Below are 12,815 nucleotides of genomic sequence, written 5' to 3'. Positions count from 1 at the left end.
CGCAAGCTACCCCGACGCCGCCGTCCGGTCGCACCCGCACGACTCCCGATGGATCAGCCGCGGCGGCAGCAGCACGGTGCGCGGCGCGTGCTCACGGTCGTTCAGGCGGTCGAGCAGCAGCCGCACGGCGGTGCGGCCGATCTCGTCCACCGGGTGCGCCATGGTGGTGATCGACGGGCGCACCAACTCGGCCCACTCGACCTCGTCGTGGCCGACGATCGCCAGGTCCTCGCCGATCCGCAGCCCGTGCGCCGTGGCCTCCCGCACCGCGCCCGCGGTCATCGCGCCGTTGCCGGTGATCACCGCGGTCGGGCGCTCCGGCACGGTCAGCAGCCTGCGCAGCGCCAGCACACCGTCCTCGTGGGACGCGCCGCCGCCCGCGACCAGGTTGGAGTCCCAGCGCAGGCCCGCGCGGCCCAGGCCGAGCCGGTAGCCCAGCGTCCGCTCCTCGCTGGCGACCATCCACTCCACGCCGCTGATGAACGCGATCCGCCGGTGCCCGGCCGCGGCCAGGTGCGAGACCAGCGCCGAGGTCGACTGGATGTTCTCCGGGCCGACCTGATCGAGCTTGACCTTGTGCGACACCCGGTCGACCAGCACCGCGGGCACGCCGGTGCGGGCGAGCTGCTCAAGCGTGGCGGTGTCGCCGGGGGCCGGGGTGAGCAGCATGCCGTCGACCCGGCGGGCCTGCAGCTTGCGCACCGCGTCGCGCTCGCCGTCGGGCGAGTCGAGGGTGTCGCCGAGCAGGATGGTGTACCCGGCCCTGGTGGCCTCGGCCTCGATCGCGTGGATCAGCTCGGCCAGGTGCGGATTGGCCAGCAGCGACATGGCAACGCCGATGGACTTGGTGCCGCCGGTGACCAGCGACCGGGCGATGGCGTTGCCGGTGTACCCGGTCGACTCGATCGCCGCCAGCACTCTGGCGCGCGTGCTGACCGCGACCGCGCGGGTCTCGTTGACCACATGTGAGACGGTGCTGATCGACACGCCCGCGAGCTTCGCGACGTCGTCCATAGTGGCCACGGAATGTCCTGACTGCCGTATGCAAACGCTTGCGCGCGGGGACCTTACTCCTAAGGGAGGACGACGGATGTCGCGGGAGCCGATCTTTGCCGACCTGGTCGCCCTGGGGCGGGCCATGGCGGGCCATGGCAGGCGGCTGCTAGGCATCGCCGGGCCGCCCGGCTCTGGCAAGTCGACCCTGGCGGCCCGGCTGGTCGCCGAGCTGGGCCGCGACGCCGTGCTCGTCGGGATGGACGGCTTCCACCTCGCCCACGCCGAGCTGGAGCGGCTGGGCCGGGTCGACCGCAAGGGCGCCCCGGACACCTTCGACGCCGACGGCTACGTCGCCATGCTGCGGCGGCTGCGGGCCAACACCGACCCGGTCGTCTACGCCCCGGAGTTCCGCCGCGAGATCGAGGACGCGGTGGCGGGCGCGGTCGCGGTGCCGTGTGAGGTTCCCCTCGTGGTCACCGAAGGGAACTATCTGCTGCTGTGGCCCGCGGTCCGGCCCCTGCTCGACGCGGTCTGGTACCTCGACCCCGACCCGGTCCTGCGCCGGAAACGCCTGGTTAAGCGGCACATGGCCTTCGGCAGGACGGCAGCGCAGGCCTGGGAGCGGACCACCGGATCCGACGAGCGCAACGCCGAACTGGTGGCGACCACGGCGGGAACGGCGGATCTCCACCTGCGGAAGGTCGAATAACGGCGCTCCACTGGTCACCGGACTGGGGCACTATGGGCGAAGGTCAGGATCCGAACGGCGCAAGGAAGGGACGGTCGGCGATGCCCGGCGTACGCCAGGTCGCGCTCACGGTGACGGATGTGGACCGCAGCGTCCCCTGGTACGAGCGGGTCCTGGGCTTCACCAGCGCCGCCGAGCAGGACGTCCCCGGCCGGAGATCGGTGCCGCTCGACGGCTTCGGCATCACACTCACCCTGGTCCAGCACCTCGACGCCGCGCGCGCGACGTTCGACGGCTCCCGGCCGGGGCTGGACCGGCTGACATTCGCGGTGGACGAGCTCCGCACGTGGGTGACCCGGCTGACCGAGTTCGGCGTCCCGTTCATCGCCTGCTCCGACGAGATCTCCGTGTGCGACCCCGACGGAATCCAACTGGCCCTGCGGCCTACTCGGTGATGGAGACCGTGTCGACGGGCTTGTGCATCTCCTGGCGGTAGCGCCACACGCCCCACACGGTGCCCAGCACCAGGAACGCGACGCTGATGACCAGCGCGGCGGTCTGCAGCCAGGGCAGCTCGTCGAGCAGACCGGCGGCGTAGTAGCCGACCAGCACCAACGTCGGCACCCAGGCGATGCCGCCGATGGTCGTGGCCAGCGCGAACTTGCGGGGATCCATCTTCGCCGCCCCCGCGATCAGCGGCGCGAGCGTGCGGATCCACGGGATCCAGCGGGCGAGCACGATCGCCCAGAACCCGCGCCGGTCGAGGAAGTCCCTGGCCCGGTGGAGGTTGTGCTCGTTCATCACCTTGCCCCCGCGCCGGGTGATGATCGCGTGGCCCGCCCGGTGGCCGATGTAGTACCCGAGCTGGTTGCCCGCGACCGCCACCGCCGTCGCCACCAGCGACAGCCACCACGCCTGGTGTTCGTGGTTGCCCTGCGCGAGCACCACCCCGGCGGCGAACAGCAGCGAGTCGCCGGGCAGGAACAAGCCGACGATGAAGGCGCACTCGACGAAGACGAAGCCGAGCACGATCGCCCAAACCAGCAATGGGGCGGCGGAGTCGAGCAGACCCGTAGCCATGGTCACGGGGCCAGACTACGTGGGGTGTCCGGCGGGCCGCAGGGGAATGGGTCCGTATTCACCTGTCTTTGGCGAAGCCGCAATCAGTGGGTCAGCGTCGCCGCACGCCGCCCGATCAGCTCGCCGATCCATACCGCGACCAGTCCGAGCGTGCCGATCCCGATGGGAATCACGTAGCCGAGGACCTCCAACCCGTCACCCCATTCGGACTCCTTATACCGCCGCACGGCCTCCCATGCTCCGAAGACCAGCGGCACGACCAGCCCCACCAGCCCGAGCAACGCGATCGGCACCGACCGGTGGGCGGCGAGGCCGAGCAGCGGGACGAGCAGCAGCGACGCGCCCAGGACCGGGGTGTCGATGAACTCGACCTCGTAGTTGCTGTTTCCCAGGTTGATGACACCGGCAGCGGTGTTGAGGGCGATCAGAACGATCACCACGGAACCGGCGGTGACAACGGCGGACCAGAGCGACGCGGTGGTTCGTGCGGTCATGCCTCCACCGTAGGGCCGCGCTGATCGTCTCGCCGAAGGACGACGACACCCCGGTCAAGATCGACCCCGTGGTTCGGTGGGGCACCTTCGGCGTCTTCCTCGCGCAGCAGCGACACCGAGTCCCGGTGGTCCAGCTCCGTCCGTTTGGAGCCGTAGAACATGGCGGTGAACTCGTTGACGTAGGTCGCGGTGAGCGGAGTCCCCGGGCGCTTGCGGCGCTTCTGCCGCAGCAGTTCGTAGCCGCCGACCGCCACCATCAGCAGCGTCCCGCCGGGAACACTCCAGGCCAGGATCGTCTCCACCGTCCCCATGCCGGTCGAACGATCCGGCGGGCCGTGCCGTTCCCTACTAGAGCCCGATCACCGGCGGTGCGGCCGCTCGACGGACACTTCCCTTGGGTCGGAGACCACCAGAATCCCGCCGCCCGCGCCCATCCTCACGATCTTCGCGAAGGGGTGGAACAGGTAAGCGACGTCCTCGGGCGGAGCCCCGCGGTAGCCACCGACCACAAGTGGGGTCGAGGTGTACTCGCCAGGCTGGACGTGATCGGCGACTTCCGGGTGTTCCCTTCGATCGCGGTGGTCGCGGCAGAGCCTTGGGGGTGGGTCTTGGTGTGCGCTTACGGTCGTTCACCAGGCAAAACCGGATTATGAGGCGTTTTCTGTCCGTGGACTTGTCTGCCTGCTTGTCCGGCGCGCTGTCCCTCAGGCGGCGAGCGACTCCGCCAGCGCCGCACGCAGGAAGTCGCCCGCGTAGCGGATGGCCAGGCGGCCCTCCGGGACGATCGGGTAGAAGGCCGGGAACACGTGCACCTGCCCCGGCCACACCTGCAGCTCGCAGTGCGCTCCCGCCATCCGCATCGCGGTCGCGAGGCGTTCCGAGTCGCCGAGGAGGCATTCGGTGTCGCCGACCTGGATGAGCATCGGGGGCCAGCGGCGCTTGCTTCCTTTGAGCACGGTCAGCCGGGGGTCGGTCAGGTCGGTCGTCCCCGCGTAGACCCCTGCCGCCTCGCGGGCGCGCGCCGGTGGGATGAACGGGTCGCGGCGGGTGGCGTCGCGGTCGTCGAGCTGCGTGCAGTGCAGGTCGAGGAACGGGGAGAACAGCACCGCCGCGCCCGGCATCGGCAGGCGCAGGCGGGTCAGGTCGGCGAGCAGGCCGACCGACAGGTGTCCACCAGCCGAGTCGCCCGCCACGACGATCTTGGACGCGGGGAAGCCCTGGTCAAGCAGCCAGTGATAGCCCGCGACCGCGTCGTCGGCCGCCGCGGGGAACTGGTGCTCTGGCGCGCGGCGGTAGTTCAGCAGCAGCACCGGCAGACCCGAAGTGGCCGACAGTGCGGCCGCCAGGTGCTTGTGGGTGCGCATCGAGCCGAAGACGAAGCCGCCGCCGTGCAGGTAGAGGATCGCGCCCGCGGTCTCGTCGGCCTCACGGGCGCAGATCCACATCCCGTGGACGTCGCCGTAGCCGTGGGGTTCGCTGACCGGGCGGACTTTCGTCCCTCGTGGCAGCGGCATGAAACCGAGCGCGTCGAAGGACTCTCTGATCACGCGCAGGTGCAGGCCGTGCAGTCGGATCCGCTCGGCTATCGGCCGGATCGTCGTGCCCATGAACAGTGCGAGCGCGCGAGCCTGCACGCTGGGACCAGGCATCTCGGCCATGGCACACCGCCCCTCCCCCGATGTGGGTGTCCACAGTGACCACCACTGCACCAACTGTAAGTCAACGATCTACTGATTCACTGCGTCCGAACGCCTTAACTCTTCATTGTGTCGCGGGGACTACCGTGACTGTTATGTCCCTGCTGACCAGGCTGAACACCGCCCTCGGTGCCGACGGGATCGCGGTCGATCCCGACGTCACCGCCGCGTATCGGCGCGACATGATGCCGCTGGCGCCGTACGGCTCGCCGCTCGCCGTGGCGTTCCCCCAGGACGTCGAACAGGTCCAAGAGGTTGTCCGGGCGTGCGCCGAACACGGGGTGCCGATCGTGCCGCGCGGCGCGGGCAGCGGGCTGTCCGGAGCCGCCAACGCGATCGACGGATGTGTTGTGCTCGTCACAACAAGGATGAACACGATCCTCGAGGTCGACTCGGACAACCGTCTCGCCGTGGTCGAGCCGGGCGTGGTCAACCTCGACCTGCGCGGCGCCGTCGAGAAGCACGGCCTGTTCTATCCGCCCGACCCGTCCTCCTATGACTGGTGCACCATCGGCGGCAACCTGTCGACCAACGCGGGCGGCCTGTGCTGCGTGAAGTACGGCGTCACCACCGATTCCGTCCTCGGCGTGCACGTCGTGCTCGCCGACGGCGAACTTCTCAAGACCGGCCGCCGCACGGTCAAGGGCGTGGCGGGCTACGACCTGACCAAGCTGTTCATCGGCAGCGAGGGCACCCTTGGCGTGATCACCCAGGCGACGCTCGCGCTGCGCCCGCTGCCGCAGGCCCCCGGCACCATGGTCGCGGCGTTCGGCTCCACCGAGGCCGCGGGCGCCGCGGTCAGCCGGATCGTGCGCGAGGGCATCGTGCCGTCGCTGATGGAGATCATGGACGCCACCTCGATCGAGGCCGTCGAGGCGCACCTGAAGACGGAACTGGGCGCGGGCAAGGGATGCGCGGCGCTCCTGATCTGCCAGTCGGACTCAGGCGGCGAGGCCGCCCGCCGCGAACTGGGTGTCATCGAACAGGTCTGCACCGACGCGGGCGCCGAACTCGCCTACACGACCTACGACCTCGCCGAAGGCCAAGCCCTGCTCACCGCCCGCCGCGCCGTCCTCATGGCCCTTGAGGTCTACGGCGCCTGGCTGACCGACGACGTCTGTGTCCCGCGCACCCGCATCGCCGAACTGATCGCGGGCTGCGAGCGGGTCAGCGCCGAAGTCGGCCTGCGGATCGCCGTCGTCGGCCACGCGGGCGACGGCAACATGCACCCGACAATCGTCTACGACGCGACATCGGAGGACGAGTTCGCGCGCGCCCACAAGGCTTTCGACGACATCCTGGCCATCGGTCTCGCGCTGGGCGGCACCGTCACCGGCGAACACGGCATCGGCAAGATCAAACGCGAGTGGCTGGCCCGCGAGATCGGCCCGATCGGCATGCGCACCCACCGGGCGATCAAGGCGGCGCTGGACCCGGAGAACCTGTTCAACCCGGGTTCGATGTTCGCCGCTCAGCTCTGAGCGGCGCGCTTCTCGCGGCGGGCCTTGAGGACCTCGATGATGATCGGGATGATCGAGATGAACACGATCAGCAGGATCATGGCTTCGAGGTTGTCGTGTACGAACGGGATCTGGCCGAGGAAGTAGCCAAGGACCGTCACACCCGTGGCCCACAGCACCGCGCCGATGCCGGAGTAGACGAAGAACTTGCGCTTGTCCATCTTGCCGACGCCCGCGATGGCGGTGATGAAGGTGCGCACGATCGGCACGAACCGGGCGAGCACGATGGCGCGGGGGCCGTACCTCTCGAAGAACTCGTGGGTCTTGACCACGTGTTCCTTCTTGAACAGCTTCGAGTCCGGCTTGTTGAACAGCGCGGGCCCGGCTTTCTCGCCGATCCAGTAGCCGACGACGTTGCCTGCGAACGCGCACACCGTCAGCAACACGCAGACCAGCCACAACGGCGGCGTGATCGCGTCGATCGCGACGAAGAGTCCTGCGGTGAACAGCAGCGAGTCGCCAGGCAGGAAGAACCCGATCAGCAGCCCGCACTCGGCGAAGATGATCAGGCACAGGCCGGGCAGCAGGTACGGGCCGAGCCCACGCAGGATCACCTCGGGATCCAGCCAGGACGGCAGCAGGGCGAGATTCACGGGAAGCGCGGCGCTCATCACGACAACAAAGGTACGGGGCGGGTGTCAGATCAGGGTCAGCAGGCCTACGAGCGAGCCTGCTGCCAGGCCTAGTAGGAGCGCTACTAGGAGGATCCACCAGACCCTTGTCGGTGTCTTGGGCTCGAAGCGGGCCGTTGGCTCGGCTTGGGCGACCAATGGCAGGTCGCTGCCGGAAAGCAGTCCGAATCCGCCGATCGTTGGTGACTCCGACAGGGGGGTGCGCGCGGCTTGGGCGCGTAAGGCCTCGGTTAGGAGGCGTTCGGGGTCGGCGGTCAACTCGCCTCTCTTCGCGGTGCGCTGGTGGTGTCTGGTTGGGTGGGGCCTGGTCGGGTGGGGCTGGTTGGGTGGTGGGCCTGGTTGGCGGGTTGGTGCCTGGTTGGGTGGTTCGCCTTGATTTGGGGACCCCTGGAAATGGGCCTGTGCGGGTCAAAAGGCGAGGTCAAGAAGACTCACCCGCACCGCGAGTTTAGGCCCATTTCCCCCAAATCAAGGCGAACCACCCAACCAGGCCGTTCAGTTGGGGCCGTTCAGTTCCGTGCCGGTCCGGCCCCGATCCGGCTACGCGCCGGTTCCGCTCTGCCCCAGTCGACCTGGCGGTCCGGGGTCCCGTTTGACCCGGTTCGGCCTGCCCCTGTCCGGTCCCGCGCCAGCCATGCCGCGCCAGTCACGCCCCCGAGCCATGCCCCGGTCCGGCCATACCCGGTCCTGCTCTGCCCCGGATCCGGCGCTGCTCCGGTCTGGCCCTGTCCTCGGGTCGACCTGCTCCCGGTTCGGCGTTGCCCCGGCTCGGCAGGCCTGGCCCCCGTTCGGCGCTGCCTCGGTCTGGCCCTGTCCTCGGGTTAACCTGCTCCCGGTTCGGCGTTGCCCCGGCCGGCCCGCCCCGGCCCCCATTCGGCGCTGCTCTCGGGTCGGCCTGCCCTGGGTCCGGCAGTGCCCTGCCCGGGGTCCCGCCCTGGCCGGGTTCGGCCTCGCACCGGGTCCCGCCTGCGGTCCCCGGCCGAGCCCGGGTTCCGCCCTGTCCGGTCCCATCCTGCGTTGGATCGATCCCGGCCCGCGCGGTCCGCCCGCTCGGCGCCGGTCCGTCTGTTCTAGTTCGGTCCCATTCGAGTTTTCGCCTCGCGATCAGGCGATCCAGTTCCCTCGCTGCAAGACGCGTTCCACCTGCAGTTTGTCGTCCAGGAGGACCACGTCTGCGGACTTTCCGGCGGCGAGTCTGCCGGTGTCCAGGCCGAGTAGGTCAGCCGGACGGGCTGCCGTGGCGGCGACGGCGGCGGTGATGTCCAGGCCGCAGGCGGTGATCAGGTTGCGGAACGCCGCGTCCATGGTCAGGGTGCTGCCTGCCAGGGAGTTGCTGCCCTGGACGGTGGGGACGCCGTCTCGGACTTCGATGGTCAGGCCGCCGAGTTGGTACTGGCCGTCGCCCGCTCCTGTTGCTGAGATTGCGTCGGTGACCAGGACAGTTCTGTTTGTCCCTGCGTGTTGGGCGGCCATGCGCACGATCGTGGGGCTCAGGTGGACCAGGTCGCAGATCAGTTCGACCGATACCCGCTCGTCGTCCAGCAAAGCGCCGATGGGGCCGGGTTCGCGGTGGTGGAGGGGGCGCATGCCGTTGAACAGGTGGGTCGCGACGGTCGCTCCCGCGTCGATGGCGGGTAGGACCAGGGACTCGACGGCGTCGGTGTGGCCGATGGCGGCGATGGAGCCGCCGTCGACGAGTTGTTTCACCGCGTCGATCGCCCCGTCGAGTTCGGGGGCCAGGGTCACCATTCGGACCTGGCCGGTATCCAGCAGAGCGGCGACCGAGTCGCGGTCGGGGGGCGTCAGGATCGCCGGGTCGTGGGCGCCGCAGCGGGCCTCGGCGAGGAAAGGGCCCTCCAGGTGGACGCCCGCGATCACGCCGTCGGTGACGTGTTCGCGCAGGATCGCGAGTTGTTCGACCAGTTCGGGGATGGGGCGCGAGACCAGGCTGGCCAGTAGCGTCGTGGTGCCGTGACGGGCGTGGAAGGCCGTCGCGGTGCGGATGTCGTCGGGGTTGGGGCTGGTGAACGCGGCCCCGCCGCCGCCGTGGCAGTGGATGTCGATGAAGCCAGGGACGACCCAGTCCGCTCGGGTGGTCCGCTCGGTGGCGGGTGCCTGGTCCGTGCCGACGGCTTTGATCTTCCCGCCGTCGATGTGGAGCCAGCCGTCGTCGAGTACGCCGTCCGGTGTGACGATCCGCCCGGTGATCAGTTGTCCAGCCATGCCCGTCCTCCCGAGGTTCCTCGGTGAGGAGTCTAGGTGGTCTAGACCTCAGTGGTCTAAACCAAACTTTGCGTAGTTATTCGATCACGGGGTGTTCATGATCTTCTGTAGGGCTTCCAGCGCGCGGCTGGCGGTGGACTTGACCGTTCCCTTCGAGATGCCTGCGGCCTCGGCGATCTCGGCCTCGGTGAGGTTGCCGTAGTAGCGCAGCACCAAGACCTCGCGCTGGCGGGGCGGCAGCTGTGACAGCGCCTTCACCACGCCCTGGTGTTCGGCGGTCAGCATGGCAAGGCTCTCGGCCGACCGGGCGTTGACCGCGTGCGGCGGGGTGTACTCGCGTGCGGTTTTGCGGCGCCGCAGCACGCTGCGGGACCCGTTGACCACCGCGGTCCGCAGGTACCCGACTGCCGCGGCCGCGTCGCGCAGGCCGCCCCAGTTGCGGTGCAGACCGGTGAACGCCTCCTGGACGACGTCCTCGGCCGTGGCGGGCTCGTCGACCAGCAGCAGGGCCAACCGGATGAGCCGCATCCGGTGCGTCCGGTAGAGATCTTCCAAGGTCAGGGGCGCCTCGGGCGCGGCTGGCGGCGAACTCTTGAGGTCGATCGCCCGCAGCCGGGTCAGCGTCTGTTCGACGCTGCGCTCAGCATTGCCCTCAACCGGTTGCCCCGGCTCCGCGATGAATCCGCGCGCCGGAGGGTAATCACCTGGTTGCACACCATCCCCTGCCACGGACAAACCTTACCGGGCGGCGATCCCGAACACACCGGCAAACCCCGACTGGGATCATCACGCCATGACTTGGTTCACCGTGGACACCACCTACATCGACGACGCCGACCGTCTCGCCGAGGTTCGCCCGCTGCATCGCGCGTACCTGGGGACTCTCATTGAGACCGGCCAGGTCCTGGCCGCGGGCCCGTGGGCGGACGGCACCGGCGGGTTCGTGGTGCTCAAGGTCGTGGACCGGGCCGAACTCGACGCCATCCTGGCCGTCGATCCGTACACGACCGAGGGAATCGCGGCAGCCCGGACCGTGCGCGAGTGGACGATCGCCCTTGGTCCTTGGGCGACCCAGTGATCCAGGGCGTGGTCGAGTCGTGGTTGGACGAGGAGGGCTGGGGCGTGCTCACCTCGCCCGCGCTGGCCGAGCCGGTATGGGCGCACTTCTGCCACATCGTCGACATGCCCGGCTTCCGCACCCTCACCGCGGGTAACGCTGTGGAGTTCGACTACGAGGACGCCGACCAGGACGGATACATCTACCGCGCGACCAGCGTCCGACTGCTTCGCTAGTACGTGCCGCCGAGTTTGCTGTGGTCCCAGGACACGACCTTGGTCGGGTGGAACACCAGGCCGACCCGCTTGGCCGCCTGGGCGCGGACGAACTGCGACGCCGCCGCGGCGACCTCGGGGCTGCCGGTGTACCGCTCGGTCAGCGCGCTGCCGATGGCGGTGATCCGCTCGGTGTCCTCGACGATCTCCACGTCGCACTCCAGTGATACGCCGCGAAGTTCCTCGTAGGACGTGCCCGCCTCGACCAGCACCGTCGCCTGGGCGAGGCGGCGCAGGTTGGCCACCTTCTGCGACGACTCGTAGGTCCAGGTGCTCAGCGTCGAGCCGTCCGGCAGGTACCAGACCGGCACGAGGTGCGGCCTGCCGGTGCGCCCGATCGTGGCGACGTTGGCGACCTTCTCTTCGGCCAGGAAATCCGCGATCTCCTGGGGCGTGAGCTTGATCTGGTCCCGTCGCGACATCAGCGCCTCCTTGGCAGCCAGGCTAGCGGTTCGCGGCGTCGGCCTGCCCGCCCGCGCCGACCGGGCGGGAGGCGGCCTCGGCACCGCGTCGGGCGATGTCCTCGAGCGCGGCCTTGTCGGCCTTGGCGACCAAGTCGCCGCGCAGCTTGGCGCCGATCTCGATGATCGGCGGCAGGAACGAGCGGATGAGCTTGAGCGCGCCGACCCAGCCAGGCACGTGCACCGTGCGGTCGCGCCGCAGGATGCCCTTCTCCAAGGCGTCCAGGGCGACCTCGACCGGGTAGGTCTTGCCCAGCACGCCCGGCATCGCCGACCGCAGCGGGCCGAACACCGGGTGCTGGTCGGCGCCATGGACCAGGTCGGTGGAGATCCAGGACGGGTGCGCGACGCCGACCTTCACGCCCAGGTGGCGGACCTCGGCGCGCAGGCTGTTGGTGAACGCCTCGACGCCTGCCTTCGCCGCGGCGTAGGCGCCCATGCCGGGGGCGTGGGTGATCGCGGCCAGCGACGAGACGACCAGGACGTAGCCCTTGCGCTCGATCACGTGCGGCAGGGTCACCCGGATTGTGCGCCACACGCCGAGCAGGTCGACCTCGATGGTGCGCTCGAAGGCCTTGGGGTCGATCGAGCGGATGAAGCCGGTCGCCGCGATGCCCGCGTTGGCCACCACGATGTCGATCCCGCCGAACCGCTCGACGACACCCCTGGCGGCGGTCTCCAGCGCGGCCCAGTCGGTGACGTCGGCCTCGAAGACCGCCGCGTCGGGCCCGCACTCGACGGCGACCTTGGCCATCTCGTCCGGCTCGATTCCGACGAGCGCGACCTTGGCCCCCTGCGCGGCGAACCGCTTGGCCAGTCCCGCGCCGAAGCCGCGGGCGGCACCGGTGATCAGGATGACCTTGCCGCGCACGCCGGTCTTGCGGGCCAGCAGGTTCGTCGCACCCATCGTGGAGCCTCCTCGGTCGCTTCTTACCGCGAGTAACCTACCACAAGTAACTGTAATTTGAAGTAACAGTTACTACTTGTCGCGGATGATCCGGGCCGCCAGTCCCGGCGCGAGTCGGTGCAACGCGGCCAGCTTTCGGGTCGCGCCGATCCTGATCACGTCGCGGTGCAGCCCGGACAGGATCGCTTGAGCCGCGGCGTCCGCGCTGATCTTTCCGGTGCCGCGGCCCGCGGTCATGGCCGTGTCGACCAGCGGCAGCATCGCCTCGACCACCCGTCGGGGCGCCAGTTGATACCGCAGCGACGTGCTGAACGCGCTCAGTCCGGCTTTGGTGGCGCAGTATCCGGGCGCGGCCCGCTTGGGCACGAGCCCCAATCCGGACGTCACATTGACGATCACCGCCGACTTGCTCAGGCGTGGCAGCAGCATCGCGGTCAGCCGCATCGGGCCGAGCAGGTTCAGGCCGACCTCGCCGTCGATGTCGGCCAGCAGGTCCGCCGTCGGCTCGATCGTCCAATTGTTCAACAGTTGAACACCTGCATTGTTGAACAAGAGGTCGATCCGGTCCGGTGCGGCGTCGGCGACCGCTCGGGCGCCCGCCTCGGTCGACAGATCCGCGACGACCGTGCGGACGCCTTCGACCTGGGCGAGCCGGGCCTTGTCCCGGCCGCAGATCGTCACGTCGACACCGTCGGCGACCAGTCGGCGGGCCAGCGCGAGGCCGACTCCGGCGCTGCCGCCGGTGACGACAGCGGTTCTTGTAGCACTTGTTACACTCATGGGGT

At 69.5% G+C, this 12,815-nt stretch carries 16 protein-coding genes; 5 read left to right on the top strand and 11 right to left on the bottom strand.

Annotated features, from left to right (window positions below; all coding sequences use genetic code 11):
* Positions 1–6: 6 nt before the first annotated feature.
* On the bottom strand, positions 7–1,014 hold the full coding sequence (locus BN1701_RS25620) for a LacI family DNA-binding transcriptional regulator (RefSeq protein WP_054052977.1): 1,008 nt from the start codon (positions 1,012–1,014) through the stop codon (positions 7–9).
* 76 nt (positions 1,015–1,090) lie between these two features.
* On the opposite strand from BN1701_RS25620, the gene BN1701_RS25615 reads away from it, so the two are divergent.
* Both BN1701_RS25615 and BN1701_RS25610 read left to right on the top strand, forming a co-directional pair.
* Positions 1,091–1,705, top strand: a complete 615-nt coding sequence (locus tag BN1701_RS25615; protein WP_054052975.1) for a nucleoside/nucleotide kinase family protein — start codon at positions 1,091–1,093, stop codon at positions 1,703–1,705.
* 80 nt (positions 1,706–1,785) lie between these two features.
* Positions 1,786–2,139: a VOC family protein gene (locus BN1701_RS25610; RefSeq protein WP_054052973.1), complete on the top strand. Its 354-nt coding sequence runs from the start codon at positions 1,786–1,788 to the stop codon at positions 2,137–2,139.
* Here the strand turns inward: BN1701_RS25610 and BN1701_RS25605 are convergent.
* The 4 genes from BN1701_RS25605 to BN1701_RS25590 all read right to left on the bottom strand — a co-directional run bounded on the left by BN1701_RS25605 (position 2,129) and on the right by BN1701_RS25590 (position 4,916).
* Positions 2,129–2,764 (bottom strand): DedA family protein, encoded by a 636-nt coding sequence (locus tag BN1701_RS25605; RefSeq protein WP_054056125.1) that lies wholly within the window; start codon positions 2,762–2,764, stop codon positions 2,129–2,131. The genes BN1701_RS25610 and BN1701_RS25605 overlap by 11 nt on opposite strands.
* Before the next feature lie 83 nt (positions 2,765–2,847).
* The gene (locus tag BN1701_RS25600; protein WP_054052971.1) at positions 2,848–3,258 is read right to left on the bottom strand and encodes a hypothetical protein; all 411 of its coding nucleotides are present in this window, start codon (positions 3,256–3,258) and stop codon (positions 2,848–2,850) included.
* The gene (locus BN1701_RS25595; protein ID WP_054052969.1) at positions 3,255–3,569 is read right to left on the bottom strand and encodes a DUF6191 domain-containing protein; all 315 of its coding nucleotides are present in this window, start codon (positions 3,567–3,569) and stop codon (positions 3,255–3,257) included. The genes BN1701_RS25600 and BN1701_RS25595 overlap by 4 nt, the downstream gene beginning before the upstream one ends.
* Positions 3,570–3,962: 393 nt before the next feature.
* Positions 3,963–4,916 carry an alpha/beta hydrolase gene (locus BN1701_RS25590; protein ID WP_054052967.1) on the bottom strand — a complete coding sequence of 318 codons (954 nt, stop codon included), beginning with the start codon at positions 4,914–4,916 and terminating at the stop codon, positions 3,963–3,965.
* A 134-nt stretch (positions 4,917–5,050) separates the two neighbouring features.
* Here BN1701_RS25590 and BN1701_RS25585 point away from each other — a divergent pair, with 134 nt between their 5' ends.
* Positions 5,051–6,436: an FAD-binding oxidoreductase gene (locus tag BN1701_RS25585; RefSeq protein ID WP_157368220.1), complete on the top strand. Its 1,386-nt coding sequence runs from the start codon at positions 5,051–5,053 to the stop codon at positions 6,434–6,436.
* Here the strand turns inward: BN1701_RS25585 and BN1701_RS25580 are convergent.
* The 3 genes from BN1701_RS25580 to BN1701_RS25570 all read right to left on the bottom strand — a co-directional run bounded on the left by BN1701_RS25580 (position 6,427) and on the right by BN1701_RS25570 (position 10,008).
* A complete protein-coding gene (locus tag BN1701_RS25580) occupies positions 6,427–7,086 on the bottom strand; it encodes a DedA family protein (protein ID WP_054052964.1) in 660 nt (219 codons plus the stop codon). The genes BN1701_RS25585 and BN1701_RS25580 overlap by 10 nt on opposite strands.
* 1,125 nt (positions 7,087–8,211) lie before the next feature.
* Positions 8,212–9,330 carry an N-acetylglucosamine-6-phosphate deacetylase gene (nagA, locus tag BN1701_RS25575; RefSeq protein ID WP_054052962.1) on the bottom strand — a complete coding sequence of 373 codons (1,119 nt, stop codon included), beginning with the start codon at positions 9,328–9,330 and terminating at the stop codon, positions 8,212–8,214.
* Positions 9,331–9,414: 84 nt separating this feature from the next.
* A complete protein-coding gene (locus tag BN1701_RS25570; protein WP_172803432.1) occupies positions 9,415–10,008 on the bottom strand; it encodes a SigE family RNA polymerase sigma factor in 594 nt (197 codons plus the stop codon).
* Between the two features lie 115 nt (positions 10,009–10,123).
* On the opposite strand from BN1701_RS25570, the gene BN1701_RS25565 reads away from it, so the two are divergent.
* Positions 10,124–10,408 carry a YciI family protein gene (locus tag BN1701_RS25565; RefSeq protein ID WP_054052958.1) on the top strand — a complete coding sequence of 95 codons (285 nt, stop codon included), beginning with the start codon at positions 10,124–10,126 and terminating at the stop codon, positions 10,406–10,408.
* Positions 10,393–10,623, top strand: coding sequence for a cold-shock protein (locus BN1701_RS25560; protein ID WP_231949704.1), 231 nt, complete (start codon positions 10,393–10,395; stop codon positions 10,621–10,623). Before BN1701_RS25565 ends, BN1701_RS25560 begins: the two co-directional genes overlap by 16 nt.
* Here BN1701_RS25560 and BN1701_RS25555 read toward each other — a convergent pair.
* From BN1701_RS25555 to BN1701_RS25545, 3 genes are all read right to left on the bottom strand, one after another.
* Complete coding sequence (locus BN1701_RS25555) at positions 10,620–11,084, bottom strand: pyridoxamine 5'-phosphate oxidase family protein (protein WP_054052954.1); 465 nt, start codon at positions 11,082–11,084, stop codon at positions 10,620–10,622. The two genes, BN1701_RS25560 and BN1701_RS25555, sit on opposite strands and share 4 nt — an antisense overlap.
* A gap of 22 nt (positions 11,085–11,106) precedes the next feature.
* On the bottom strand, positions 11,107–12,030 hold the full coding sequence (locus BN1701_RS25550) for an SDR family oxidoreductase (protein ID WP_054052952.1): 924 nt from the start codon (positions 12,028–12,030) through the stop codon (positions 11,107–11,109).
* A 72-nt stretch (positions 12,031–12,102) separates the two neighbouring features.
* Positions 12,103–12,810 (bottom strand): SDR family NAD(P)-dependent oxidoreductase, encoded by a 708-nt coding sequence (locus BN1701_RS25545; RefSeq protein WP_054052950.1) that lies wholly within the window; start codon positions 12,808–12,810, stop codon positions 12,103–12,105.
* Positions 12,811–12,815 lie beyond the last annotated feature (5 nt).

It is taken from the genome of Alloactinosynnema sp. L-07 (genome assembly GCF_900070365.1).
Lineage (GTDB): Bacteria > Actinomycetota > Actinomycetes > Mycobacteriales > Pseudonocardiaceae > Actinokineospora.
Note: the sequence above shows the minus strand (reverse complement) of the source record. Positions and strands in the feature narration are given on the sequence as shown.